We start from the raw sequence: 21,621 nt of genomic DNA on the forward strand, positions 1-21,621 counted from the left end.
CTTCAACCCCGGCTGACCCGAAACACCGTACCCTTGCGCAGATACGGCAGCAGCCGGATCATGTCGCGGCGCTCGAGCGCGATACAGCCTTCCGTCGGCTGATATCCGGGCCGCGCCACATGCAGGAAGATGGCGCTGCCCCTGCCGCGACGCCGCGAGCGGATGTTCCAGTCCAGCACCAGCACGAAATCATAGAGCCGGTCCGACCGCAGAAGCGTCTCGTGGCTTGCGGGGAAAGGCAACCGGACCGGCCGGTTATAGGCGGCGTGGGCGGGGGCGTCGCACCAGCCATCCGCCTTGCCGACACGGCGCAGCGGGACGGCGGAGGGCGCATGGGTGAGGCTGCCGCCTCTCCGGAACCCCGCGACGACCTCCAGATCGCCGAGCGGCGTGGCGCCATCGCCTTCCCGTTTGAAGGCGCTGATCGCACCGCGCCCGAGTGCGGCATCGATGGTCATGGTGCCGAATCGCAGATGCGCCCGCCGCGGATCAAGCGGCGAAGGCCGAACCGAGATCACGGGCCGTATCGTTGATTTCACGGGCAATTCTGACGCGCCATTCACGGGCTTGTGCCTTGCATGTTATCCACCGTCCGTATTTAGCACTTTGCGCCTGCCCCGAAACTGCCTAATCATGGGGCTATCCGGCGCATCCCGCGAATTTCTGTCTGGAGGACTGCATGACAGCGCGCACCATCCTGATTGTTGATGATGACGACGATCTTCGGGAAACGCTCGTCGAGCAATTGTCGCTCTATGAAGAGTTCTCCATCCTCGAGGAATCGAGTGCCGCCAAGGGCATCCAGACCGCGCGGAACAACCAGATCGACATCCTGATCATGGATGTGGGCCTTCCCGACATGGACGGTCGCGAGACGGTGAAGCTGTTGCGCAAGGGCGGCTTCAAGGCGCCGATCATCATGCTGACCGGCCATGACACCGATTCCGATACCATTCTCGGCCTCGAGGCCGGCGCCAACGACTACGTCACCAAGCCGTTTCGCTTTGCCGTGCTGCTTGCGCGCATCCGCGCGCAGTTGCGCCAGCATGAGCAGAGCGAGGATGCCACCTTCACCGTCGGCCCCTACACCTTCAAGCCGAGCCAGAAACTGCTTCTCGACGAGAAGGGTGGCAAGATACGCCTGACCGAGAAGGAAACGGCCATCATCCGCTATCTCTATCGCGCCGACCAGAAGGTCGTGACCCGCGATACGCTCCTGGAGGAGGTCTGGGGCTACAATTCGGGCGTCACCACCCACACGCTTGAAACTCACGTCTACCGGCTGCGCCAGAAGATCGAATCCGATCCCGCCAACGCGGAAATTCTTGTCACCGAAAGCGGGGGCTATAAAATAGTCCCGTAAATAGATATATGCGGCGATCGTGAAATAATAAAAATACGACCACGGAGAAAATCGCTTGGCATTGCTGGATGACATGGCCCTGCTCTCGCAGGTCGAGCTTTTGCGTTCAATTGGCGATGAAAAGCTGCGCCTGATCGCCTTCGGCGCAGAACGTCGGCGGTTCCAGTCCGGTCAGGTCCTCTTTCGCGAGGATGCGCCTGCCGATGCGGCCTTCGTGATTGCCGAAGGCACTGTCTCTCTCAGCCAGAAGACCCGTGACGGCACCGACCGCGCGCTCGTGGATGTCGGTCCGGGTACGCTGCTCGGCGAACTGGCGCTGATCTCGCCGATCAGGCGCTCGATGACCGCAACCGCCGAAAGCGATGTCGAAGTCATGCGGATCAACCGTCCGCTGTTTCATCGCATGCTCGAGGAATATCCCGAGATTGCCGATATCGTGCGCGAACGCATTACCGAGAACCTCAATCAGCTGAGCCGGAATCTCAAGGAAATGGCGCCGCGCTTCGAAGACGACGGCGACGACGACGCCAAATAGGCCTCAGAGCTGCGCGGCGATGGCAGCCTTGTCGATAATCGACCGGACGTCGTAAATCCGCCCATCGCGATATTCGTAGAAGACATTCTCGTCGAACCGGACACGCCGGCCGTCGACGGCCAGGTCGAAGAGACTGCCCACGGGCGTGCAGTCGAAGCACAGCCGGCTGGCCACATGGGGCGGCTCGCAGACGAGAAGCGCGATATTGAACGACAGGTCCGGGATCGCCCGGAAGTCGCCTTCCAGCATCGCGCGATACCCATTTAGCCCGACACGGACGCCATTGTGATGAGCATCCTCATGGACGAACAGGCCGAGATTGTCCCAGTCCTGCCGGTTCAGGCAATCGATATAGCCGCGATAGGCTGCGGCGAGCATCTGCCGGTCCATATCCCTTCTCCCTATTGCGCGGTCCGCAACTGGAAGGCGGCCGTCACCGGAACATGGTCCGATGGCCGCTCCCAGCCGCGCGCAGCACCCAGCACCTCGATCGAGGCGAGCGCCGGCGCGAGATCGGCGGACGACCAGATATGGTCGAGACGGCGGCCGCGATTGGCTGCCTTCCAGTCTTTCGCGCGGTAGCTCCACCAGGTGTAGATCTTTTCCGATGGCGGAATGAACTCGCGCATCAGATCGACCCAGGCGCCGGACGACTGGATGTCGAGAAGCGTCTCGGTCTCGATCGGCGTATGGCTGACGACCTTGAGAAGCTGCTTGTGCGACCAGACATCCGTCTCGAGCGGCGCGATATTGAGATCGCCGACAAGAATGGTCGACACACCGGCATGTCGCTCCGCCTCGGCGTGGAGCAGGCGCATCTCGTCGAGGAATTTCAGCTTGTGCGCGAATTTCGGATTGATCTCGGGATCCGGCTCGTCGCCCCCTGCCGGGACATAGAAATTGTGAACCCGGATCCTGCGGCCCTTTTCCGGCTCCACGATCGCCGAGACATGGCGGCTGTCACCCATGTTGCAGTAGTCGCGGCGGTCGATCATCGAAAGCGGCAGTTTCGAGAGGATTGCGACGCCGTGATAGCCCTTCTGGCCGTGGATGGCGGCATGCTCGTAGCCGGCTTTCCGGAAGGCGGCCATCGGGAAGGAATCGTTTTCGCATTTGGTCTCCTGCAGGCAGAGCACATCCGGCCCTTTCGCCTTCAGGAAATCCTGCACCAGCGGCATGCGCAGGCGGACGGAATTGATGTTCCAGGTGGTCAGTGAAAACGACATGAAAAAGCCCCCGACGAGAGGGGGCCTTTTTGCTTGATAGGCGGTCCCGGTTCAAGCCCGCCCTTGAAAACTAATTGCGCATCGTGCCGCCCGGCCGGGCCTCGTTGTAAGGGATCGTGAAAGCCGAGTTGTCGAAGTTCACGCCGGTCTGCACATTGTAGATCATCACGGACGTATCCTTGCCCTGGGCATCGCGGATCGTCCATTGCTTGAGCTCGTAGCTCTTCGGGTCGAACATCATCGAGATGGTGGAATTGCCGAAGACGCTCTTGTCACCCAGCACGATGGTGATCAGGTCCGGGTCTTCCTTCACATCCTTGACCATCTGCTGGCTGAGGTCGATCTGGTTGGACAGAAGCAGCTTCAACGGCGTCGAGGAGAGCGGATACATCTCCCAGGTCTTGAGCTTTTCGTTTCTCACCGCCACCGACTTGCCGTCCGAGATCACGTAGATCGACGCGGGCGCCTCGTAGTTGAAGCGCAGCTTGCCGGGGCGGCTGAGGAAGAATTTTCCGCCGGTCTGCTCGCCCTTCGGCCCGAACTGAACGAACTCGCCGGCCATCGACTTGACCGAGGAAAAGTGGTTGGCGATCCGCTGGGCGGCAGCGGAGTTCTGCGCGTCGGCCGGAACCGACGAGAACGGAACAAGCATGAGCGACGCAGCGGCGCCGAGCATGAAGCCGCGGCGGTTTGCCGAAGTCAGGCGTGAAAAAGTCGGTTTCATCTCGGCATTCTCCTTTTCACCCCTCCCTGCCGGGCAAGTGAGGCGTAAGTTTGGCCCGGCGGGCAGCTGTCCGTCGGGCTCTGTGCGTGCCGGCGCAAGGGCGCGCTAGCGCGGATCGATGTCGGATTCGGTCGGAACCAGGATCTCGCGTTTGCCGGCATGGTTGGCGGGGCCGATGACACCCTCCTCTTCCATCCGCTCGATCAGCGAAGCCGCACGGTTGTAACCGATGCCGAGTCTTCGCTGGATATAGGACGTCGATGCCTTTCCGTCACGTAGCACGACCGCGACAGCCTGATCATAGGGGTCGTCGGAGTCTTCGAAACTGGTCGCACCGTCGCCGCCGCCGCCCGGGCCGCCTTCCTCGTCGTCATCCTCGGTGATGGCGTCGAGATATTCCGGCACGCCCTGGGTCTTGAGGTAGTTGACGACGTCCTCGACCTCCTTGTCGGACACGAAGGGGCCGTGAACACGCTGGATACGGCCGCCGCCCGGCATGTAGAGCATGTCGCCCATGCCGAGAAGCTGCTCCGCGCCCTGCTCGCCGAGGATCGTGCGGCTGTCGATCTTCGATGTCACCTGGAAGGAGATGCGGGTCGGGAAGTTGGCCTTGATGGTACCGGTGATGACGTCGACCGAGGGACGCTGGGTCGCCATGATGACGTGGATGCCGGCGGCGCGCGCCATCTGTGCGAGACGCTGGACCGCGCCCTCGATATCCTTGCCTGCCACCATCATCAGGTCGGCCATCTCGTCGATGATGACGACGATGTAGGGCATCGGCTCGAGATCGAATTCCTCGGTCTCGTAGATCGCCTCGCCGGTTTCGCGGTCGAAGCCGGTCTGCACCGTGCGGGTGATCTGCTCGCCCTTGGCGAGCGCCTGCTCGACGCGGTTGTTGAACCCGTCGATGTTGCGCACGCCGATCTTCGACATCTTCTTGTAGCGCTCTTCCATCTCGCGGACGGTCCATTTGAGCGCCACGACCGCCTTCTTCGGGTCGGTCACGACCGGCGAAAGCAGGTGCGGAATGCCGTCATACACGGAGAGTTCGAGCATTTTCGGGTCGATCATGATCAGCCGGCACTTCGACGGATCGAGGCGATAGAGGATCGACAGGATCATGGTGTTGATGGCGACCGACTTACCCGAACCGGTGGTGCCGGCCACGAGCAGGTGGGGCATTTTGGCGAGATCGGCGATCACCGCCTCGCCACCGATCGTCTTGCCGAGCGTCAGTGCGAGCTTGGCCTTGGACGCCTCGAAATCGCGGCTGGCGACCAGTTCGCGCAGATAAACGGTTTCGCGCTTCTCGTTCGGCAGTTCGATACCGATGGCGTTGCGCCCCGGCACCACGGCCACACGCGCGGCGATGGCGCTCATTGAGCGGGCGATGTCGTCGGCAAGGCCGATAACGCGGGAGGACTTGATACCGGGGGCCGGCTCGAGCTCGTAGAGGGTGACGACCGGGCCTGGACGGACATGGATGATCTCGCCCTTGACGCCGAAATCCTCGAGCACGCCTTCGAGCATGCGCGCATTCTGTTCGAGCGCTTCGGGCGACAAGGTATGATCGCGGGCCACGCTCTTGGCTTCGTTCAGGAGATGCATGGACGGCAGCGTGAAGTCGCTGTCCTCGATGAAGGATGTCTGCGCCTCGCGCTGGACGCGCGAACCCGGTCGCACACGCTCGGCCTGGGCCACCACCCGTGGAGCTGCCGGGGCGACCGGCGCATGGGTCTGCGGCTGGACGGCAGCCGGCGGCTGATGGATGCGGGTCTGGCGGGCGGGTGCGGGTTCCGGATCGAAATCGGCCGACAGCACACCTTCGGGCAGCGGACCGTCATCCTCCATGTCGAAAGGCGGCTCGTCGTCTTCGGGTACGATCCCGGTATCGAAGCCGGGCTCGCGGCGCTCGACCGGAGCGCGGCGGCTGACGGCGACCGGTTCCGCCCAGCGATCGGCATTGTCGACCGGCGAGATGAAGCCGTCTTCGTTGAGATCGAGCGGATCTTCCGGACGGGAGTGACGGCGGGCAAGGAGGCCGAGACCGGTCATGCGGCGCAGACGGGCGCGGGTGGTGTACCAGGCATGTGTCAAGGCACCGAGCGCCAGGAAGCCGCCATCTTCCTCGTATTCGTCTTCCTCGTCCGTATCTTCAGCCGTTGCGGGCGCCGGATAGTGACGGCCGATCAGCCCCGAACCAAACAGGAAGCACCAGCCCGCCGGGACCACCAGCAGCAAGCCGAGGATCACGGCGAAAAGGCCGGAAGGAAAGCCGCCGGTAAATGCGGCCGGCAACTTCAGTGCCATGTCTCCGAGCACCCCGCCAAGCCCGTTGGGCAGCGGCCAGGCTTCACTGACAGGCATCAGACCGAAGAAGGCGGAGGACAGCCAGGCTGCCCCGAACCATGCAGCCGCTCGCTTGGGCATCTGGTCCACGGGACGGTTGCGCACCAGGCCGATACCCCAGAACAGCGCCGGCACCAGGCCGAGAATGCCGCCGAGGCCGAAGAACTGCATGATGAGGTCGGAGAAGCTCGCACCGGCATGGCCGAGCACGTTGCTCGGGACCGCGCCGTTGGCATTCGAGAAACTCGGATCGTTGACGTTCCAGGTCGACAGGGCCACCGCCGCCAGCGCCAGCGCGATGAAGATCGCCAGTCCGCCGAGATAACGCAGCTGCCGCCGGACCAGCGCGGTCAGATAGTCGTCGCGTCTGCGGGAATCGGAAGCGTAAGCTGAGGAACCTGGCTGCATGATCGGGCGCCCTTTCGGCCGAACTCGTACTGTCTCGTCTTTTGGGGCGGAGCCGCGCACGGATTCCGCCTTTCTGGCGTGAGACTAACGCGCCCCCGGTTAATTAGGCATTAACCATGGGCCCGCGCGCGGGCAGGTTCTCGCCCATGCCGCAAACAATAAAAAAGCGGCCCGGTTGCCCGGGCCGCCTGTCGGTTGAGAAGGCCTTCACTCTCAGGAGTGATAGGCGCTTTCCCCGTGGGAGGCGAGGTCGAGGCCCTCCCGCTCGTCTTCTTCCGCGGCCCGGATGCCGACGATGATCTTCGTGATGTAGAGGATCACGAAAGAGCCGATGCCCGACCAGACGATGGTGAGAAGCACGGCCTTGATCTGGATCCAGACCTGCGAGGCCATGACGAAATCCTCGCCGCCGGTGCCGCCGAGCGACGGAGCGAGCAGGATGCCGGTTCCGACGGCGCCGACGATCCCGCCCACGCCATGGACGCCGAAGACGTCGAGACTGTCGTCATAGCCGAACCTGGACTTCACCGTGGAGACGAAGAAGTAGCAGATCGGCGAAACGGCAAGACCCAGGAACAACGCCCCGATCGGGCCGGAGGTGCCGCAGGCCGGCGTCACGGCCACCAGGCCCGCGACCATGCCGGAGGCGGCACCCAGACCCGAGGCCTTGCCGCGGATCATCCCTTCGACGATCGACCAGGAGACGACGGCGGCGGCGGTGGCGATGAAGGTGTTCATCATCGCCAGCGTCGCATTGGCCGTCGCTTCCAGGTTGGAGCCGGCATTGAAGCCGAACCAGCCGACCCAGAGCATGGCGGCGCCGACCATGGTCAGCGTCATCGAGTGCGGTGCCATGTTGTCACGGCCGTAACCGATTCGCTTGCCCAGAAGGATGGCCCATACGAGGCCGGCGATACCGGCATTGATGTGCACCACCGTGCCGCCGGCAAAGTCGATCGCGCCCCAGTTGAAGATCAGGCCGGCACCGTCCCACACCATGTGCGCGATCGGGAAATAGACGAAGGTGACCCAAAGAACGGTGAAGAGGACGACACCGGTGAACTTGGCCCGCTCCGCAAAGGCGCCGACGATGAGCGCGGGCGTGATCGCCGCGAACGTCATCTGGAAGCAGATGAAGACATATTCCGGCAGGACGACGCCGTCGGTGAAGGTCGCGACCGTCGAATCCATGTTCACCCCGGAAAGGAACACTTTTCCGATCCCGCCCCAATAGGGTGACGTCGAGCCGCCGAAGGCGAAGGAATAGCCCCACAGAACCCAGATGATCATCACCACCGAGGCAACCAGCGTGCATTGCATGAGAACCGACAGCATGTTCTTGGCGCGCACCAGGCCGCCGTAAAACAGCGCGAGGCCCGGGATGATCATGAACAGCACGAGCAGTGTGGAAACCATCATCCAGGCGGTGTCGCCCTTGTCGACCACGGAAGCGGCTGCCTCCGCGGCATCCTGCGCGAAGGCGGCAATCGGGGTGAGTGCGGCGACGGCGAGAGCTGCAGCCCCCGCCCAGGGCCGCGAATGGAATTTATCGGACATGTGTGTATTCCCCTTGGTCACAATGCCTCGGCGTCGGTCTCGCCGGTGCGGATGCGCTGTGCGCGCTCGATGGATGAAACGAAGATCTTGCCGTCGCCGATCTGGCCGGTCTGGGCCGCGCCCGAGACCGCTTCGATGACACTGTCGACGGAGGCCGCGGAAACGGCGATCTCGATCTTCAGTTTCGGCAGGAAGCTGACGGAGTATTCGGTGCCGCGATAGATCTCGGTATGGCCCTTCTGGCGGCCGTAGCCCTTGACCTCGGTCACGGTCAGGCCCTGGATTCCGACGGCGGTCAGCGCCTCGCGGACTTCGTCGAGCTTGAACGGTTTGATGATTGCCGTCACGAGTTTCATGATGGAAGCGTCCTCCTGTTGGCAGCCATTTGCCGCCCGCCTAGTCGGCGAAATGCCGGCTCGCACATCCACTGCTATCAAGAGCCGTGCCAAGTTCGCCCGCAGCCCCATCAACCCGTGCGAAACGGGCCGAAGGCGCTGTTTCTGCGCGATACGGCGGGAGAACCGCATAATATTTGATCGACTTGCTGCGCCACATGCCCGTTAATTGAGCAGCCTGCACAATCGCGAGTCGTGCCACCCGGGCATGGCCTTCCGCCGGCATGGAAGGACAGGGCGGTGGAAATCGGACAAAGAAAAGGGCCCGGCCGCCGCGACCAGGCCCTTTCCCTGCCCTGGGAGCGGGCCGCCTCGAAAGGCGGCCCGTATGTTTGGCGGTCCGGCGACTACTGGGAGAACTCCGGATAGGCCTCGACGCCGACTTCAGCCTTGTCGAGACCGATCATTTCATCCTCGAGCGAGACCCGCATGCCGACGGTGGCCTTCAGGATCGCCCAGACGACGAAGGAGCAGACCAGGGTGAAGACGCCATAGGCGATCACGCCGATGAACTGCGTGACGAAGGAAGCGTCGGCATTGGTCCATGCCACGATGATGGTGCCCCAGATACCCGCAAAGAGGTGGACCGGGATTGCGCCGACCACGTCGTCAATCTTCAGCTTGTCGAGAAGCGGAACGGTGAAGACCACGATCGCCGCGCCGATGGCGCCGATCACGATGGCCTGCCAGATGGCCGGAGCCAGCGGTTCCGCGGTGATCGAGACCAGGCCGGCAAGCGCGCCGTTGAGAACCATGGTCACGTCGACCTTCTTGTACATGATGGCAAGCAGGATCATCGCGGTCACGACGCCGCCGGCAGCAGCCATGTTGGTGTTGACGAAGATGCGCGACACGTCGGAGACGTCACTAATGGTGCCCATGGCGAGCTGCGATGCACCGTTGAAGCCGAACCAGCCGAGCCACAGGATGAACGTGCCGAGAGTTGCGAGCGGGATCGACGAACCCGGCATCGGATGAACCTTGCCGTCGACATACTTGCCCGAGCGAGCGCCGAGAAGAATGGCACCGGCGAGCGCGGCCCAGCCGCCGACCGAGTGAACGAGCGTCGAACCGGCGAAGTCGGAGAAGCCCATTTCGGAAAGCCAGCCGCCGCCCCACTGCCAGGAACCGGCGATCGGGTAGATGAAGCCGGTCAGAACGACCACGAAGAGCATGAACGGCAGGAGCTTGATACGCTCGGCGAGCGTGCCGGAGACGATCGAGGCAGCGGTTGCCACGAAGACCATCTGGAAGAACCAGTCGGACGCCGTCGAGTAACCGGTGTCGAGGGCGGCGCCGCCGACTTCATCGAGCGGATAGCCCAGCGAGAAGGTGCCGATATAGCCGCCATCGACATTGCCGTACATCAGGTTGTAGCCGATGAGCCAGTACATGATGCCGGCCACGGCGAAGAGGGCGATGTTCTTGAGCGACTGCATCGAGACGTTCTTCGAACGCACGAGGCCCGCTTCGAGCATGGCGAAGCCCGCTGCCATCCACATGACGAGGAAACCGCCGATGAGGAAGAGGAGCGTGTTGAAGATATAGGCCACTTCCGGGGAAACGGCCGCCGGCGCGGCTGCAGCTTCGGGAGCTGCGTCCTGGGCAAGCGCCGGTAGCGAAAGGGCGGCGACGCTGACGAGCGTCAGGGCGCCGCGGAGAAGGTGTTTCTTGGTTGTCATGTAACGATTCCCCGTGATCACAACGCGTCGGCGTCGGTTTCGCCAGTGCGGATACGCATGGCCTGGTCGATGGAGTAGACAAAGATCTTGCCGTCGCCGATCTGGCCGGTCTTGGCGGCCGATGCGACCGCATCAATGACCGATTCCACCGCCGAGCTGGCGACTGCGATTTCGATTTTGAGTTTCGGCAGGAAGCTCACCGCATATTCGGTGCCGCGATAGATTTCAGTGTGCCCCTTCTGCCGCCCGTAGCCTTTGACTTCCGTGACGGTAAGGCCCTGGATGCCGATCGCCGTGAGGGCTTCGCGCACCTCATCGAGCTTGAACGGCTTGATAATGGCCATCACAATTTTCATCTGGTTTCCCATCCTTTTTTAGCTGCGGCCGTGCCGCCTCTCCTGACAGGATCGCGCACAGCCGCACACTCCTGCCTGCCCTTCTCAAACAAGAGCCGTGCCAGTTGAGCGGAATGGGGGGATTCAGCGTTTTTTGCCGGAAATAAGCCGCAATTCAGCCGTTTGCGCTGCAATAGTGTGCAGTGCAGCGCATTTCTTTGCACAATTTTTGTGCATAAATTATCGGCGAATTTACCCCTGCCCGGGAAATGGGCAGGTCAGTTTTTCATCCGGATCAGGCCTTCCTGCGCGACAGAGGCGATCAGCCTTCCGTCGCGGGAATAGAGACTGCCGCGCGAAAAGCCGCGGGCACCCGATGTCGATGGCGAATCCATCGTGTAGAGCAGCCAGTCGGAGAAATCGAAGCGGCGATGGAACCACATCGCATGATCGAGACTGGCCGCCTGGATGTCCCTGCTGAAGACGCTGCGCCCGTGAAAGAACAGCGACGTATCGAGAAGCAGCATGTCGGAAAGATAGGCCAGCACCGAGGCCTGGACCACGCGATCGTCGGGAATTGGGCCGAGCGTTCTGACCCAGGCATGCTGGACCGGGGGCAGCGACTTGTCGGTGAAATAGTGCTCCATCATGATTGGCCGCACCTCGATCGGGCGCTCGGTGCGCCAGTATTTTATGATGTGCTCGGGAGCGCCCTCGAGAAAGGTCGAGCGGATCTCATCCGGACCGGGAAGATCTTCCGGCGCGGCCACCTCGGGCATCTTGTCCTGATATTCGAGCCCCTCCTCATCCGTCTGGAAGGACGCCTGCAGCGAGAAGATCGCCTTGCCATGCTGGATCGCCACCACCCAGCGCGTCGAAAAGCTCGATCCGTCGCGAATGCGCTCGACCTCGTAGATGATCGGCTGGGACGGATCGCCCGGCCGCATGAAATAGCCGTGCAGCGAGTGCACCCCCCGATCCGACCCGACCGTCCTTTGCGCCGCAACCAGCGCCTGGCCGATCACATGCCCGCCGAAAACCCGCTGCCAGCCCACCTGCGGGCTCTGGCCCCGGAACAGGTCCTCCTCGAGTTTTTCCAGATCGAGATATTCGACGAGACCGTCGGCGGAATTGAACCTGGTGCGCGACATTATCGCTCCATTGCAAATCTGTATCAGCGGCCCGCATTGGGATATACCAACCGGCAGCAATTGGACGAACCGGGCGCGCACCGTGGACGAAGCACCGGAAGAGCGCCATATCGACTGAATATACAGGGTCGACAGGGAAGGAAACATGATGACGACGGAAACCAGCGATCTCCTGATCTGCGGCGGCGGATATGTCGGCCTTGGCGTGGCGGTGGCCGTGAAGACGTCCGCACCCGATCTATCGGTCACCCTTATCGATGCCGCCCCGGAAGGCGTATGGAAGAAGGATCCGCGCTCGTCGGCCATCGCCGCTGCGGCGACGCGCATGCTGGCAACGCTCGGCGTTTGGGACGAGATCGTTCCTGAAGCCGAACCGATCCGCGACATGATCGTCACCGATTCACGCACCTCCGATCCCGTCCGTCCGACCTTCCTGACCTTCGGCGGCGACGTGAATCCCGGCGAGCCTTTCGCCCACATGATTCCGAATGTCGCCATGGTTGGGCCGTTGCGCGCAAAGGCGGAAGAGCTCGGCGTCAAGATCTGCCAGTCTGCCGTCGCCGACGGCCTCGAAATAGGTCCGGACAAGGGCATTGTGACCACCGCGGATGGCCGGACCTTCGCGGCGAAACTCGTTGTCGCCGCCGACGGCGTGCGCTCGAAACTCCGCGATCTCGCGGGCATCAAGCACACGCGGTGGGATTACGGCCAGTCCGGCATCGTGGCCACCGTCGCCCATGAGCGCCCGCATAACGGCCGCGCCGAGGAGCACTTCATGCCCTCGGGACCTTTCGCCATCCTGCCGCTCAGGAACAATCGCTCCTCGCTGGTATGGACCGAACGGACGGAAGATGCCGAGCGGATCGTCAACGGCGACGATCTGGTCTTCGAGGCCGAACTGGAACGACGGTTCGGCCATCACCTCGGCGCGCTGACCGTCGAAGGCGCCCGCAAGGCCTTTCCGCTGGGGCTCACGCTCGCCCATGATTTCGTCAAGCCGCGCTTCGCGCTTGCCGGCGACGCCGCCCACGGCATTCACCCGATCGCCGGCCAGGGCCTCAATCTGGGCTTCCGGGATGTCGCGGCACTTGCCGAAACCATCGTCGAGGCGGCACGTCTCGGTCTCGATATCGGCAGCTATTCTGTGCTCGAGCGCTACCAGGTCTGGCGCCGTTTCGACACCTTCCAGATGGGTGTGACCAGCGACGTGTTGACCCGCATGTTCTCCAACGACTTCACACCGCTGCGCATGGTTCGCGATTTCGGTCTCTCGGTCGTCGACCGTCTGCCGGGCCTGAAGACCTATTTCATCAAGCAGGCGGCAGGCCTTGCCAGCTCCGATGCGCCGAAGCTTCTGCGCGGCGAAGCCATCTGAGGAGTGTGCCGGTCAGCCCGGCTGATTGCCGGAAAAGGCGCGACCGAGCGTGGCGTCCATGCGCCGAAAGCTCTCGGCCAGGATGGTCATGTCGGAAAAGGCATGCGCCAGCGCGATGCCGCCCTGCCACTCGGCGATCAGGGAACGCGCGTGTGAAAGCGCCTGAGAGGGCCTCTGCCCCGACCGCCCGAATTCGCCGGCAAGAAACTCCATCAGCCGGGTGAAACTCTCGGCGGCGCGCGCCGAGGCGTCCGGCGCGCCGTCGCGGAAGTCGCGCACGGCGAGCGAAATCGGGCAGCCCCGTTCCATGCGGCTGCGGTTGGATTGCTGCAACCGGCGCAGAAGAAAGCGGCAGCGCTCCTCTGCCTCGGTGGAGACATTGGCGGCTTCCGCCACCAGCGCGCTGGTCTCGCTGAGAAAGATGTCGGCCACCGCCAGCGCGATGTCGGCTTTGGTCTTGTAGTAGTAGAACATGTTGCCTTGCGGCACGCCGGCCGCCCTGGCGATGTCGCCGATGGAGCTGCCGGCGAAGCTGCATCGCCAGAACAGATCGGCCGCCGCTGCGGCGATGGCCTCCCGTCGTTCATCACCCTTCTTGGCCATGCTGGTCCCGTCGCCCCGGAAAATTGGTCGTTCGACTGACTTATTATCTCATCAGGCGGGCGGAAGGCCAGATGCCGGGAAGACGCTTCACCCGGCGGAACCGGGCGCCTTGTCTTCCAGCTGGCGAGCCTCGGAGACGAGCATGATCGGAATGCCGTCGCGCACCGGAAAGGCGAGCCGCGCCTTTTCGGAAATCAGCTCGCCCTTCTCGGCGTCATAGGTCAGCGGCGCGTAGGTGAGCGGGCACACCAGCAGTTCGAGAAGCTTCGTGTCGGGATGTTCCTTGCGAACGCTGTCCATCTCACACCTTCACCTGGCGCTGCTTTGCGCTATTGCAGCCGCCAGCTCGTGTCCTCGTCGTTCTGCGCCAGCACCATTTCGGTGATGGCGATCAGCGTATCGGCGCGGGCCTTGATGTCGCGCGCCTCGAGCAGCGCCTGTTTCTCGGCCGGACCGTAGGGTGACATCATCGACAGCGAATTGACAAGGGTGGCGTTGCTGGCCTTCTCGACGCTCTTCCAGTCGACTTCCAGGTCGTTGGCGTCGAGATAGGCGCGGAAGCTCCGGAGCAGCTCGTCCCGGTCCACCTCCTCGCCCATATCGGTCCTCGCCAGATCCGCCATTTCAGGCTCGATCGAGCAGACCCGGTAGGCGCGCTCGGGGTCGAGAACCTCCTTGGTCACGCGAAACCGGCACACACCGCCAAGCGTCAGCACGTAGCGGCCATCGCCGGTCTCGCCATAGCCGAGAATGCGGCCCAGGCAGCCCACCGTGCAGAGATCCCTGACCGGGCGCTCCTCCGACTGGTCGTGCTCCAGCGACGGCTGGATCACCCCGATCAGCCTGGAGCCGGCGAGGCAGTCGTCGAACATGGAAATATAGCGCGGTTCGAAAATGTTGAGCGGCAGCTGGGCACCCGGCAGCAGCAATGCGCCGGACAGCGGAAAGACCGGGACTTCGCCCGGCAGATCCGACGCCGCATCATATTCGGTGTTTCCGACCTTGATCATTCCGTTTTCCGTTCCCTTTCACCCCTCAAGTGGAGCGTTGAGCCCAAAGCTCAAGGGGCGGAAATGCCGCGCTGCGAAGGCGGCTTACGAGAACAGCATCGACGAAAGCCGACGCCGCGCGGATGCGGTCACCGGATCGGCGGGGCCCCAGGCCTCGAAGAATTCGAGCAGCTGCTTGCGCGCGGCGTCGTCGTTCCAGCCACGATCGAGGCGCATCACGGCGAAGACCTGTTCGACGGCCTGCTCGCGCTCACCCCTTGCGGCAAGGATCTTGGCAAGCTGCAACCGGGCTTCGAAATCGCGTTCATCGGCCGCGATCCGCGCTTCCAGTTCCGCCGGGTTCCCGAGCGAGGCGACCTCACGGGCCAGTTCGAGCTTCTTGATGGCGGACGCCATCTCCGGCCTGGCGCGCATGTCCTCGGGGGCCTGGTCGATGAGCTGCTGGGCTTGGTCGAGCGCGTCGGCGGCAATCATCGCGGATGCGAGCCCGCCCATGGCTCCGGCATGGGACTGGTCGGCCTGCAGCACGGCGGAATAAAGCTGTGCGGCCTGTTCGATCTGACCTTCGGCGAGCGAGGCGTCGGCCTTCTCCATCGCCGCCGCGATGCGCGGATCCGGTCCCTGATCGGCCTGGCCGCCGAGCTTGGCGACGAAATTGCGAACTTCGCTTTCGGGCAGCGCCCCCATGAACCCGTCGACCGGACGGCCATCGACGAAGGCGACGACGGCTGGAATGGACTGCACGCCCATCTGGCCGGGAATGGCCGGATGGTCGTCGATGTTGAGCTTGACGAGCTTGACCTCACCGCCGGCCTCGTTGACCACCTTCTCGATGATCGGCGTCAGCTGCTTGCACGGACCGCACCAGGGCGCCCAGAAGTCGACGATCACCGGCTGCCGGCGCGAGGCCTCGATGACGTCGCGCGAGAAATCCGCGGTCGTCGTATCGCTGACGAGCGGACCCGCGCCCCCCTGCTGCGGCGCCACTGAGGGAGCGGCGGGAGCCGCCTGCTGGCCGCCGAAATTGACGGTGCCGGTCATCTGCGAGCCGGGAGCGGGGGCGAAGGGATTGTCGGAATTGGTCATATGTGTGGGATCCGTTTCGTTTCAGCCCAGATTGTAGCGGCAGGCGCCGGTTTCAAGAAGGAAATTCGAGGCCCGGCCTCACGAGGAAACCCTCACCACCAGCGGCTCGTGACCCGTATGGGCAAGAAAGCTCATCAGGTCGGCGCTCGAAACCGTGGTGGTGGCGTTGTTGCGCAAGGGATGGCCGTTGATCAGCGCACTTTCGGCCAGCGGCGCGTCGAGAACCACCTTCACCTTGCCGTCCGTATCGTTGAGGGCTGCAAACACCGTCACCGAACCCGGGATGACGCCGAGAAGATCCATCAGCGCGTCCGGCTTGCCGAATGACACCCGGCCCGACCCGCCTATCAGGGTGTGGATCTGCTTGAGATCGACATTTGCGTCTTCCTCGAGCGTGACGAGAAAATACTGCCCCTTCTTGTCCTTGAGAAAGAGGTTCTTGGTATGCGCGCCGGCGATCTCGTCGCGCAGCGATTGCGATTCGGCCACGGTGAAGACCGGCTCATGCCAATGCGTCCTGTGCGCGATTCCAAGCTGGTCGAGCACAGCGAAGAGATCCTCCGGCTCGCGCGGCTGGGCTTGTGGAATTTCGGTCGTGGTTTCGCTGGTCATCTGGCTCGAACTCCGAATGCGCGACCCGGCTCGAACCGGGCATGAAGGCCGCAATTGGCTGGTTGCCGGCCTTGTTAGCCGTCATGGCGACGCGTGGCAATGCGGGAGGATGCAACCGCCATGGTCCCGCCTCGCACGACCCGTGCCGACCGAAGCCGGAATTGCCTGCAACGAATTTGAAATTCCCTGTTGCATTCTCATCCGGCTTGCGCCATATAGCGCCCGTCCGGACGCCACTGGCGCCGGAACGACGGTCTCACCTACCTCGGAGATCGTTCGATGAGCGGGTGTAGCTCAGGGGTAGAGCACAACCTTGCCAAGGTTGGGGTCGAGGGTTCGAATCCCTTCGCCCGCTCCAAATTCTCTTCAGAGACAAAGACGCACAAGGCCTCGGTTTACCGGGGCTTTTTTTGCGTTTGGGGCGTGGCGAAGGCTGTTGTTTCGAAGGCCACTCAGGGTCTGTCATGGGCTCGAGTTACCATCCGGCTACACGTTTTCGGCCTTGACGCTGCGTGAAATTTCGGTGTCGTTGTAGTTCACAACGCCATGTTCCGGATTCACAAGAGATGCTTAAACAGCGCGCTCTTCGGCGCCCTGTGAAACATCGGGAACCCATGTATCTGGATCCAAGAGCTTCACGCGGCGGGCAAACACTGCGTGAAATTCGTTAAGGCGCTCGCCTAGCCAATTATGTTGGCGGGGCCAGTCGTTCCGGTCCTCAGGATTACAATTTCCAAGCGAAATCGAAATCCGCGTGTCTCTGCCTTCCGGCAACTCTTCCCAATCAAGCAGATAACCAAGTTCAGTCTCGATTGCCAATTTCTGCTTATTCAAGAGATGATAAAAAGCTTTTGCATCAGGATTTGAGATGTACAGCTCAGCACGCAGCTGCCTTTTGGGCCTGACCATCGCAGCGTTGACGCCAAAACCACTCCGTCCGATTGGGTATGACATCCAAGACTGGGGTTGCGGCTTCCGTTCTCTCGCCAATGGACCGCCCTTAGCCACTAGTGCGCCACCAAATTTCCCCCCAATACGCTAACTGGAGCGATTTGGTATCAGAGAGCTCAGCCTCATCAATTGCTCGTGCGGCTTTCGTAACGAGCTTGCTCCAATTATTCGGTTTTGACACAACGTTGAAGCGTGGCGCAGCCTGGGATTCGCCGATCTTCCACAACTCCACTTCCACGCCGAAAAATCGGAATGTTTCGTCAGTTATCCTGTTCAACCAATCGAGGGTCGAGCGATGCTCTTCGGTAAACCGCGCGGCAATCCAAACGATCGTGACTGCTTCCAGTCCAGAAGCATACGTCAGCAGTTGTCCGAGATGAGTATGGTCTGTGCGCTCAAGCTGATTCTCAATTAGAACCCACGCATTTGTACCGATGTCCTTGCAAAGTATGTCGGCTCGGAATGGTCCCACCGCGCGCTCCTGAGCCTCCAACTCCAGCTCAAGTCCGAGCGTTTCACCCAGTGTAAGAAGATTTTCTTCTCCTGCCAGCCAAGGCGTAAAGTGGGATGATTCACTTGTCCAAATATCGCGAAGCTCAATCTTTTCGAGCTTTCCCAAATTGTATTCGCTCATTTCACCCCTTTCGGCCAGGCCAAGTACGATTGCACAGAATTTTAAACAGCCAAATTTGTTTGCAGCTTGTAAGCTCTCATGGTTCACGATAATTGCAATCGTCATATCTTGTTTCAGCACATCCGCGTCCAACAGCCCCCAAATCTGCCGGACCCTTTGCGGATAACTTCGAATTGCGCTTTACAAGGCCTCGGTTTACCGGGGCTTTTTTGCGTTTGGGCTGTGGCGGAGGGCTTGCCGGAAGCGGAACGCCCGATCAGGCGCGATAGCGCATTGCCTCGACGAACCGCGCAAACGCGGGAGAAGCCAGGCGGCGATGCGGATAATAGAGGTGATAGCCCTGTATCTTCGGGCACCAGTCCTCCAGCGCCGCGATCAGCCGGCCGGATTCGATATGGGGTTGCGCCAGATCTTCCGGAACGAAGGCAAGGCCCAGTCCGTCGAGCGCGGCGTGAAGCACCGAAACGATATTGTCGAGAACCAGCTGCCCGCCGACCTTGACCTCGATGTCGCGACCGTCCTTTTCGAACTCCCACGCATAAAGGCCGCCTGACGAGGCCAAACGCAGATTGATACATTGGTGACTAGTCAATTCACCCGGATGCCCGGGCACTGAACGGCGGCGGAAATAGTCGGCCGTACCGACCACGACAAATCGCCAGTCCGGCCCGATGCGGACGGCGATCATGTCCTTGCCGAGCGCCTCTCCCAGCCGGATACCGGCGTCGAAATGCTCTCCGACGATATCCACAAAGCCGTCATTGACGGACACTTCGACGTTGATGTCGGGATAGGCTGCGAGAAACGTCCGCAAGCGCGGCCTCACGGCCGTCTCCATCGCGTGGACCGACGAGTTGATCCTGATCGTTCCGGCAGGCTTGTCGCGAAGCTCGCTGAGCGCGTCGATCTCCGCCTGGATCTGGGCGAGATGTTCGGAGACGGAACCGTAGAGGCGCTCCCCCGCCTCGGTCATCGCCACGCTGCGCGTGGTGCGGGTCAGAAGCCTTAGCCCCAGTCGCCCCTCGAGCGCGCGTACCGTGTGGCTGACCGCGGAGGGGGACACGCCGAGCCTTGCGGCCGCTCGGGTAAAGCTCTCCTCCCGCGCCACCAGCACGAAGGTTCTCAGCTCACTCAGTTCGTCCCGCGCCATTCATGAAGCCAATTCAAAAGTGCATGCAATTTATCATGTCTAATCGAACAGTTCCGCAAAGCCTAGATAGAGATCGAATGCAAAAGCCGGAAAGGAACGAAAATGGAGATTTCACGGGCCACCCGACGTTCGAGGAATGACGGCCCCGCCGACTGGTTTACCGGGTCGGTCAAGGTCGAAATGCTGTTCAACCCCTTTGACAAGGACCGTGTGCAGGGTGCGAGCGTCAGCTTTGAACCCGGTGCGCGTACCGCCTGGCACACCCACCCGCTGGGCCAGACGCTGATCGTGACCGCCGGCGAAGGCCGCGTTCAAAGATGGGGCGGCCCGATCGAGACAATCGGGATGGGAGACGTGGTCTGGTTCGCGCCCGGTGAAAAGCACTGGCACGGTGCCGCGCCCGACCACGCCATGACGCACACCGCCATACAGGAGGTCGGCGACGGCAAGACCGTCGACTGGATGGAGAAGGTCTCCGACGCGCAATACGCCGCCGCCGAATAAGGCACCGATACCGAAAGGAACGAATTTCATGATCAAGGACAAGGTCATCATCATTACCGGAGCCTCGTCAGGCATCGGCGAAGCCACAGCCAGACGCCTGGCCAGGGACGGCGCAAAGCTCGTTCTCGGCGCCCGCCGCGAGGACCGGTTGAAGGATCTCGCCGGCGAGATCGAACAGGCTGGCGGCCGGGCCGTCTGGACGGCTCTGGACGTGGCAAATGCCGGGGACAACCATCGTATCGTCGAGGCGGCCATCGACGCCTTCGGGCGGGTCGACGCGATATTCCTCAATGCCGGCCTGATGCCGAGCAGCCCGGTCTCGGCGCTCAAGACCGACGAGTGGGACCGGATGGTCGACGTCAACATCAAGGGCGTGCTTCACGGCGTGGCAGCCGTCATGCCCAAATTCCTCGAACAGAAGTCGGGGCACATTCTTGCCACCTCCTCTGTCGCGGGACTGAAGGCCTATCCGGGCGCCTCGGTCTATGGCGGCACCAAATGGTTCGTGCGCAACTTCATGGAGGTTCTGCGCATGGAATCCGCAGCGGAAGGGACGAATATCCGCACCGCCACGATCTATCCGGCGGCGATCAATACCGAACTGCTGGGCACCATTACCGATGAAAAGGCCGCCGAGGGCATGAAAGAGCTTTATGACGCCTACGGGATCGCGCCGGAGCGGATTGCCGATGTCGTCGCCTTCGCGCTCGACATGCCGGAAGACACCACGGTCAACGAGTTTACCGTCGGTCCTGCGCGCCAGCCCTGGTAAGGCGGTGACGGTACTTGCGCGCACGGCGTGAGCCATGCAGGGCGATCGCCCGTCGCTGCGTGACGGAAAAGGCGCGGGCTTCCCCCCGCGCCTTTTCGCTCTGGTTCCAGGCAGTTTCCGGGCAGATCGCGGGTGTTCGCGCCTGGTCTGCGCTTGAAGGCGGATCCGCGCGCAAATGATCGAAGCAGGGACCGGCGCGCCGCTATCCGTCGATCCTGATTGCACGGCGCGACCATGCATGCGAAACATGTCATGGTCATTTGATATAAGTGCCGTTTATGGATACCTCGCTCGATCTGAACCTGCTCAGGGTCTTCGAGATCCTGCTCGAAGAGGAAAGCGCCACCCGGGCGGCGATCCGGCTCGACCTGACGCAGGCTGCCGTATCCGCCTCGCTCGCGCGCCTGCGCAAGGTCTATGACGATCCCCTGTTCGAACGCACCGGCAAGGGACTGGCCCCGACGCCGCGGGCGCTGGCGCTCGCCCCCGACATTCGCCGCGCCATGGATGCGGTTCGCGCCTCGCTGCCGGTGGAAACCGGCCGGAGCCATATCCTCATCGGCATGTCCGGCGATATCGAGATGGCCTATGGCGCATCCATCGTCACACGGCTGCGGCGCGATTGCCCCGACATGCTGCCCGTGCTGCGGCCGTGCCACGGCGCGAACGCAGCCGACCTTCTGGCCGAACGCCGGATCGACATTGCCCTCGGCTCGGGCGGCTTGACCGCGCGCGGGCTGTTGCGCCATTCGCTGGGCACTTCAGGCTATCTCGGCCTGATGCGCGGCACCGGCGATACCCGGATCGACATGGACCTGGAGACCTTCTGCGCCAGACCGCAGCTGATGATCGCGGCGAGCGGACTGACGGACATCGTCGACACCGCCCTCGCGTTAATGGGCCGGACCCGCAAAGTGGCGGCCGTCGGCACCCATCTCACCGCCGTGCCGTTTCTTCTCGAGGCCGGCATGGTGACCACTCTTCCCGCCCATGCGGCGCAGGCGATCGCGGCCCTCGGCGGCTTCGTCACCTTCTCCCCGCCGGTGGAACTGCCCGCCTACCCGCTCGACCTCGCCACCCGTTCCAGCAACACCCGCGACGCCACGCTGAAAACGGCGGTGAAGGCGATCAGGAGCGTGTTTGCGGGCGAGTGAGGGGGAGTTGGAGGGCAGAGCGCAGTTGTACAACGATTGGCA

At 62.5% G+C, this 21,621-nt stretch carries 24 protein-coding genes and 1 tRNA gene; 7 read left to right on the forward strand and 18 right to left on the reverse strand.

Translation table 11 applies throughout. The annotated features are described in order from the left end of the window. Window positions 1-2: 2 nt before the first annotated feature. Window positions 3-458 (reverse strand): L,D-transpeptidase family protein, encoded by a 456-nt coding sequence (locus tag E2A64_RS01005; RefSeq protein ID WP_133282590.1) that lies wholly within the window; start codon window positions 456-458, stop codon window positions 3-5. Window positions 459-679: 221 nt separating this feature from the next. On the opposite strand from E2A64_RS01005, the gene E2A64_RS01010 reads away from it, so the two are divergent. Both E2A64_RS01010 and E2A64_RS01015 read left to right on the forward strand, forming a co-directional pair. Next, window positions 680-1,363 carry a response regulator transcription factor gene (locus tag E2A64_RS01010; protein ID WP_133282591.1) on the forward strand — a complete coding sequence of 228 codons (684 nt, stop codon included), beginning with the start codon at window positions 680-682 and terminating at the stop codon, window positions 1,361-1,363. Between the two features lie 55 nt (window positions 1,364-1,418). Continuing rightward, complete coding sequence (locus tag E2A64_RS01015) at window positions 1,419-1,898, forward strand: cyclic nucleotide-binding domain-containing protein (protein WP_133282592.1); 480 nt, start codon at window positions 1,419-1,421, stop codon at window positions 1,896-1,898. A 3-nt stretch (window positions 1,899-1,901) separates the two neighbouring features. Here the strand turns inward: E2A64_RS01015 and E2A64_RS01020 are convergent, their stop codons facing one another. The 9 genes from E2A64_RS01020 to tesB all read right to left on the reverse strand — a co-directional run bounded on the left by E2A64_RS01020 (window position 1,902) and on the right by tesB (window position 11,728). Beyond that, window positions 1,902-2,288 (reverse strand): ester cyclase, encoded by a 387-nt coding sequence (locus tag E2A64_RS01020; protein WP_133282593.1) that lies wholly within the window; start codon window positions 2,286-2,288, stop codon window positions 1,902-1,904. An 11-nt stretch (window positions 2,289-2,299) separates the two neighbouring features. Further along, window positions 2,300-3,124: an exodeoxyribonuclease III gene (locus E2A64_RS01025; RefSeq protein ID WP_133282594.1), complete on the reverse strand. Its 825-nt coding sequence runs from the start codon at window positions 3,122-3,124 to the stop codon at window positions 2,300-2,302. Between the two features lie 70 nt (window positions 3,125-3,194). Further along, window positions 3,195-3,848 carry an outer membrane lipoprotein carrier protein LolA gene (locus E2A64_RS01030; RefSeq protein ID WP_133282595.1) on the reverse strand — a complete coding sequence of 218 codons (654 nt, stop codon included), beginning with the start codon at window positions 3,846-3,848 and terminating at the stop codon, window positions 3,195-3,197. A gap of 105 nt (window positions 3,849-3,953) precedes the next feature. Further along, window positions 3,954-6,608 (reverse strand): FtsK/SpoIIIE family DNA translocase, encoded by a 2,655-nt coding sequence (locus tag E2A64_RS01035; protein ID WP_133282596.1) that lies wholly within the window; start codon window positions 6,606-6,608, stop codon window positions 3,954-3,956. A gap of 213 nt (window positions 6,609-6,821) precedes the next feature. Further along, entirely contained in the window at window positions 6,822-8,165 is a 1,344-nt protein-coding gene (locus E2A64_RS01040; RefSeq protein ID WP_133282597.1) for an ammonium transporter, read from the reverse strand. Window positions 8,166-8,182: 17 nt separating this feature from the next. Next, complete coding sequence (locus tag E2A64_RS01045; protein ID WP_133282598.1) at window positions 8,183-8,521, reverse strand: P-II family nitrogen regulator; 339 nt, start codon at window positions 8,519-8,521, stop codon at window positions 8,183-8,185. A gap of 386 nt (window positions 8,522-8,907) precedes the next feature. Beyond that, window positions 8,908-10,242: an ammonium transporter gene (locus E2A64_RS01050; protein WP_133282599.1), complete on the reverse strand. Its 1,335-nt coding sequence runs from the start codon at window positions 10,240-10,242 to the stop codon at window positions 8,908-8,910. Between the two features lie 17 nt (window positions 10,243-10,259). Continuing rightward, complete coding sequence (locus E2A64_RS01055; protein ID WP_174235735.1) at window positions 10,260-10,610, reverse strand: P-II family nitrogen regulator; 351 nt, start codon at window positions 10,608-10,610, stop codon at window positions 10,260-10,262. A 245-nt stretch (window positions 10,611-10,855) separates the two neighbouring features. Then, on the reverse strand, window positions 10,856-11,728 hold the full coding sequence (gene tesB, locus E2A64_RS01060) for an acyl-CoA thioesterase II (protein WP_133282600.1): 873 nt from the start codon (window positions 11,726-11,728) through the stop codon (window positions 10,856-10,858). A gap of 148 nt (window positions 11,729-11,876) precedes the next feature. On the opposite strand from tesB, the gene E2A64_RS01065 reads away from it, so the two are divergent. Beyond that, a complete protein-coding gene (locus E2A64_RS01065; RefSeq protein WP_133284197.1) occupies window positions 11,877-13,103 on the forward strand; it encodes a ubiquinone biosynthesis hydroxylase in 1,227 nt (408 codons plus the stop codon). 12 nt (window positions 13,104-13,115) lie between these two features. On the opposite strand, the gene E2A64_RS01070 is transcribed toward E2A64_RS01065, so the two are convergent. From E2A64_RS01070 to E2A64_RS01090, 5 genes are all read right to left on the reverse strand, one after another. After that, on the reverse strand, window positions 13,116-13,706 hold the full coding sequence (locus E2A64_RS01070; RefSeq protein ID WP_133282601.1) for a TetR/AcrR family transcriptional regulator: 591 nt from the start codon (window positions 13,704-13,706) through the stop codon (window positions 13,116-13,118). An 87-nt stretch (window positions 13,707-13,793) separates the two neighbouring features. After that, complete coding sequence (locus E2A64_RS01075; RefSeq protein ID WP_133282602.1) at window positions 13,794-14,006, reverse strand: Trm112 family protein; 213 nt, start codon at window positions 14,004-14,006, stop codon at window positions 13,794-13,796. Window positions 14,007-14,035: 29 nt separating this feature from the next. After that, complete coding sequence (locus tag E2A64_RS01080; protein ID WP_133284198.1) at window positions 14,036-14,713, reverse strand: LON peptidase substrate-binding domain-containing protein; 678 nt, start codon at window positions 14,711-14,713, stop codon at window positions 14,036-14,038. A gap of 87 nt (window positions 14,714-14,800) precedes the next feature. Next, on the reverse strand, window positions 14,801-15,802 hold the full coding sequence (gene trxA, locus E2A64_RS01085) for a thioredoxin (protein WP_133282603.1): 1,002 nt from the start codon (window positions 15,800-15,802) through the stop codon (window positions 14,801-14,803). A 78-nt stretch (window positions 15,803-15,880) separates the two neighbouring features. After that, on the reverse strand, window positions 15,881-16,414 hold the full coding sequence (locus E2A64_RS01090) for a prolyl-tRNA synthetase associated domain-containing protein (protein ID WP_133282604.1): 534 nt from the start codon (window positions 16,412-16,414) through the stop codon (window positions 15,881-15,883). A gap of 283 nt (window positions 16,415-16,697) precedes the next feature. Here E2A64_RS01090 and E2A64_RS01095 point away from each other — a divergent pair. Continuing rightward, a tRNA-Gly gene (locus E2A64_RS01095) sits at window positions 16,698-16,772 on the forward strand. A 212-nt stretch (window positions 16,773-16,984) separates the two neighbouring features. On the opposite strand, the gene E2A64_RS17965 is transcribed toward E2A64_RS01095, so the two are convergent. From E2A64_RS17965 to E2A64_RS01105, 3 genes are all read right to left on the reverse strand, one after another. Then, window positions 16,985-17,368, reverse strand: a complete 384-nt coding sequence (locus E2A64_RS17965; RefSeq protein WP_244598106.1) for a DUF4268 domain-containing protein — start codon at window positions 17,366-17,368, stop codon at window positions 16,985-16,987. A 46-nt stretch (window positions 17,369-17,414) separates the two neighbouring features. Next, the gene (locus tag E2A64_RS17970) at window positions 17,415-18,119 is read right to left on the reverse strand and encodes a hypothetical protein (protein WP_206662410.1); all 705 of its coding nucleotides are present in this window, start codon (window positions 18,117-18,119) and stop codon (window positions 17,415-17,417) included. 136 nt (window positions 18,120-18,255) lie between these two features. Next, window positions 18,256-19,149 carry a LysR family transcriptional regulator gene (locus E2A64_RS01105; protein ID WP_133282605.1) on the reverse strand — a complete coding sequence of 298 codons (894 nt, stop codon included), beginning with the start codon at window positions 19,147-19,149 and terminating at the stop codon, window positions 18,256-18,258. A 102-nt stretch (window positions 19,150-19,251) separates the two neighbouring features. Between E2A64_RS01105 and E2A64_RS01110 the strand changes: the two genes are divergently transcribed. The 3 genes from E2A64_RS01110 to E2A64_RS01120 all read left to right on the forward strand — a co-directional run bounded on the left by E2A64_RS01110 (window position 19,252) and on the right by E2A64_RS01120 (window position 21,579). Next, window positions 19,252-19,653: a (R)-mandelonitrile lyase gene (locus tag E2A64_RS01110; RefSeq protein WP_133282606.1), complete on the forward strand. Its 402-nt coding sequence runs from the start codon at window positions 19,252-19,254 to the stop codon at window positions 19,651-19,653. 28 nt (window positions 19,654-19,681) lie between these two features. Beyond that, on the forward strand, window positions 19,682-20,425 hold the full coding sequence (locus tag E2A64_RS01115; RefSeq protein WP_133282607.1) for an SDR family oxidoreductase: 744 nt from the start codon (window positions 19,682-19,684) through the stop codon (window positions 20,423-20,425). Window positions 20,426-20,703: 278 nt separating this feature from the next. Next, complete coding sequence (locus E2A64_RS01120) at window positions 20,704-21,579, forward strand: LysR family transcriptional regulator (RefSeq protein WP_133282608.1); 876 nt, start codon at window positions 20,704-20,706, stop codon at window positions 21,577-21,579. Window positions 21,580-21,621 lie beyond the last annotated feature (42 nt).

The organism is Pseudohoeflea suaedae (assembly GCF_004354915.1).
Classification (GTDB): Bacteria; Pseudomonadota; Alphaproteobacteria; order Rhizobiales; family Rhizobiaceae; genus Pseudohoeflea; species Pseudohoeflea suaedae.

Coding starts and splice junctions, on each gene's coding strand:
- E2A64_RS01035 (WP_133282596.1), bottom strand. CDS start 6,608: ATGCAGCCAGGTTCCTCAGCTTACGCTTCCGATTCCCGCAGACGCGAC.
- E2A64_RS01090 (WP_133282604.1), bottom strand. CDS start 16,414: ATGACCAGCGAAACCACGACCGAAATTCCACAAGCCCAGCCGCGCGAG.
- E2A64_RS01105 (WP_133282605.1), bottom strand. CDS start 19,149: ATGGCGCGGGACGAACTGAGTGAGCTGAGAACCTTCGTGCTGGTGGCG.
- E2A64_RS01005 (WP_133282590.1), bottom strand. CDS start 458: ATGACCATCGATGCCGCACTCGGGCGCGGTGCGATCAGCGCCTTCAAA.
- E2A64_RS01070 (WP_133282601.1), bottom strand. CDS start 13,706: ATGGCCAAGAAGGGTGATGAACGACGGGAGGCCATCGCCGCAGCGGCG.
- E2A64_RS01115 (WP_133282607.1), top strand. CDS start 19,682: ATGATCAAGGACAAGGTCATCATCATTACCGGAGCCTCGTCAGGCATC.
- E2A64_RS01075 (WP_133282602.1), bottom strand. CDS start 14,006: ATGGACAGCGTTCGCAAGGAACATCCCGACACGAAGCTTCTCGAACTG.
- E2A64_RS01055 (WP_174235735.1), bottom strand. CDS start 10,610: ATGGGAAACCAGATGAAAATTGTGATGGCCATTATCAAGCCGTTCAAG.
- E2A64_RS01050 (WP_133282599.1), bottom strand. CDS start 10,242: ATGACAACCAAGAAACACCTTCTCCGCGGCGCCCTGACGCTCGTCAGC.
- tesB (WP_133282600.1), bottom strand. CDS start 11,728: ATGTCGCGCACCAGGTTCAATTCCGCCGACGGTCTCGTCGAATATCTC.
- E2A64_RS01110 (WP_133282606.1), top strand. CDS start 19,252: ATGGAGATTTCACGGGCCACCCGACGTTCGAGGAATGACGGCCCCGCC.
- E2A64_RS01120 (WP_133282608.1), top strand. CDS start 20,704: ATGGATACCTCGCTCGATCTGAACCTGCTCAGGGTCTTCGAGATCCTG.
- E2A64_RS01010 (WP_133282591.1), top strand. CDS start 680: ATGACAGCGCGCACCATCCTGATTGTTGATGATGACGACGATCTTCGG.
- trxA (WP_133282603.1), bottom strand. CDS start 15,802: ATGACCAATTCCGACAATCCCTTCGCCCCCGCTCCCGGCTCGCAGATG.
- E2A64_RS01030 (WP_133282595.1), bottom strand. CDS start 3,848: ATGAAACCGACTTTTTCACGCCTGACTTCGGCAAACCGCCGCGGCTTC.
- E2A64_RS01065 (WP_133284197.1), top strand. CDS start 11,877: ATGACGACGGAAACCAGCGATCTCCTGATCTGCGGCGGCGGATATGTC.
- E2A64_RS01040 (WP_133282597.1), bottom strand. CDS start 8,165: ATGTCCGATAAATTCCATTCGCGGCCCTGGGCGGGGGCTGCAGCTCTC.
- E2A64_RS01020 (WP_133282593.1), bottom strand. CDS start 2,288: ATGGACCGGCAGATGCTCGCCGCAGCCTATCGCGGCTATATCGATTGC.
- E2A64_RS17965 (WP_244598106.1), bottom strand. CDS start 17,368: ATGTCATACCCAATCGGACGGAGTGGTTTTGGCGTCAACGCTGCGATG.
- E2A64_RS01025 (WP_133282594.1), bottom strand. CDS start 3,124: ATGTCGTTTTCACTGACCACCTGGAACATCAATTCCGTCCGCCTGCGC.
- E2A64_RS01045 (WP_133282598.1), bottom strand. CDS start 8,521: ATGAAACTCGTGACGGCAATCATCAAACCGTTCAAGCTCGACGAAGTC.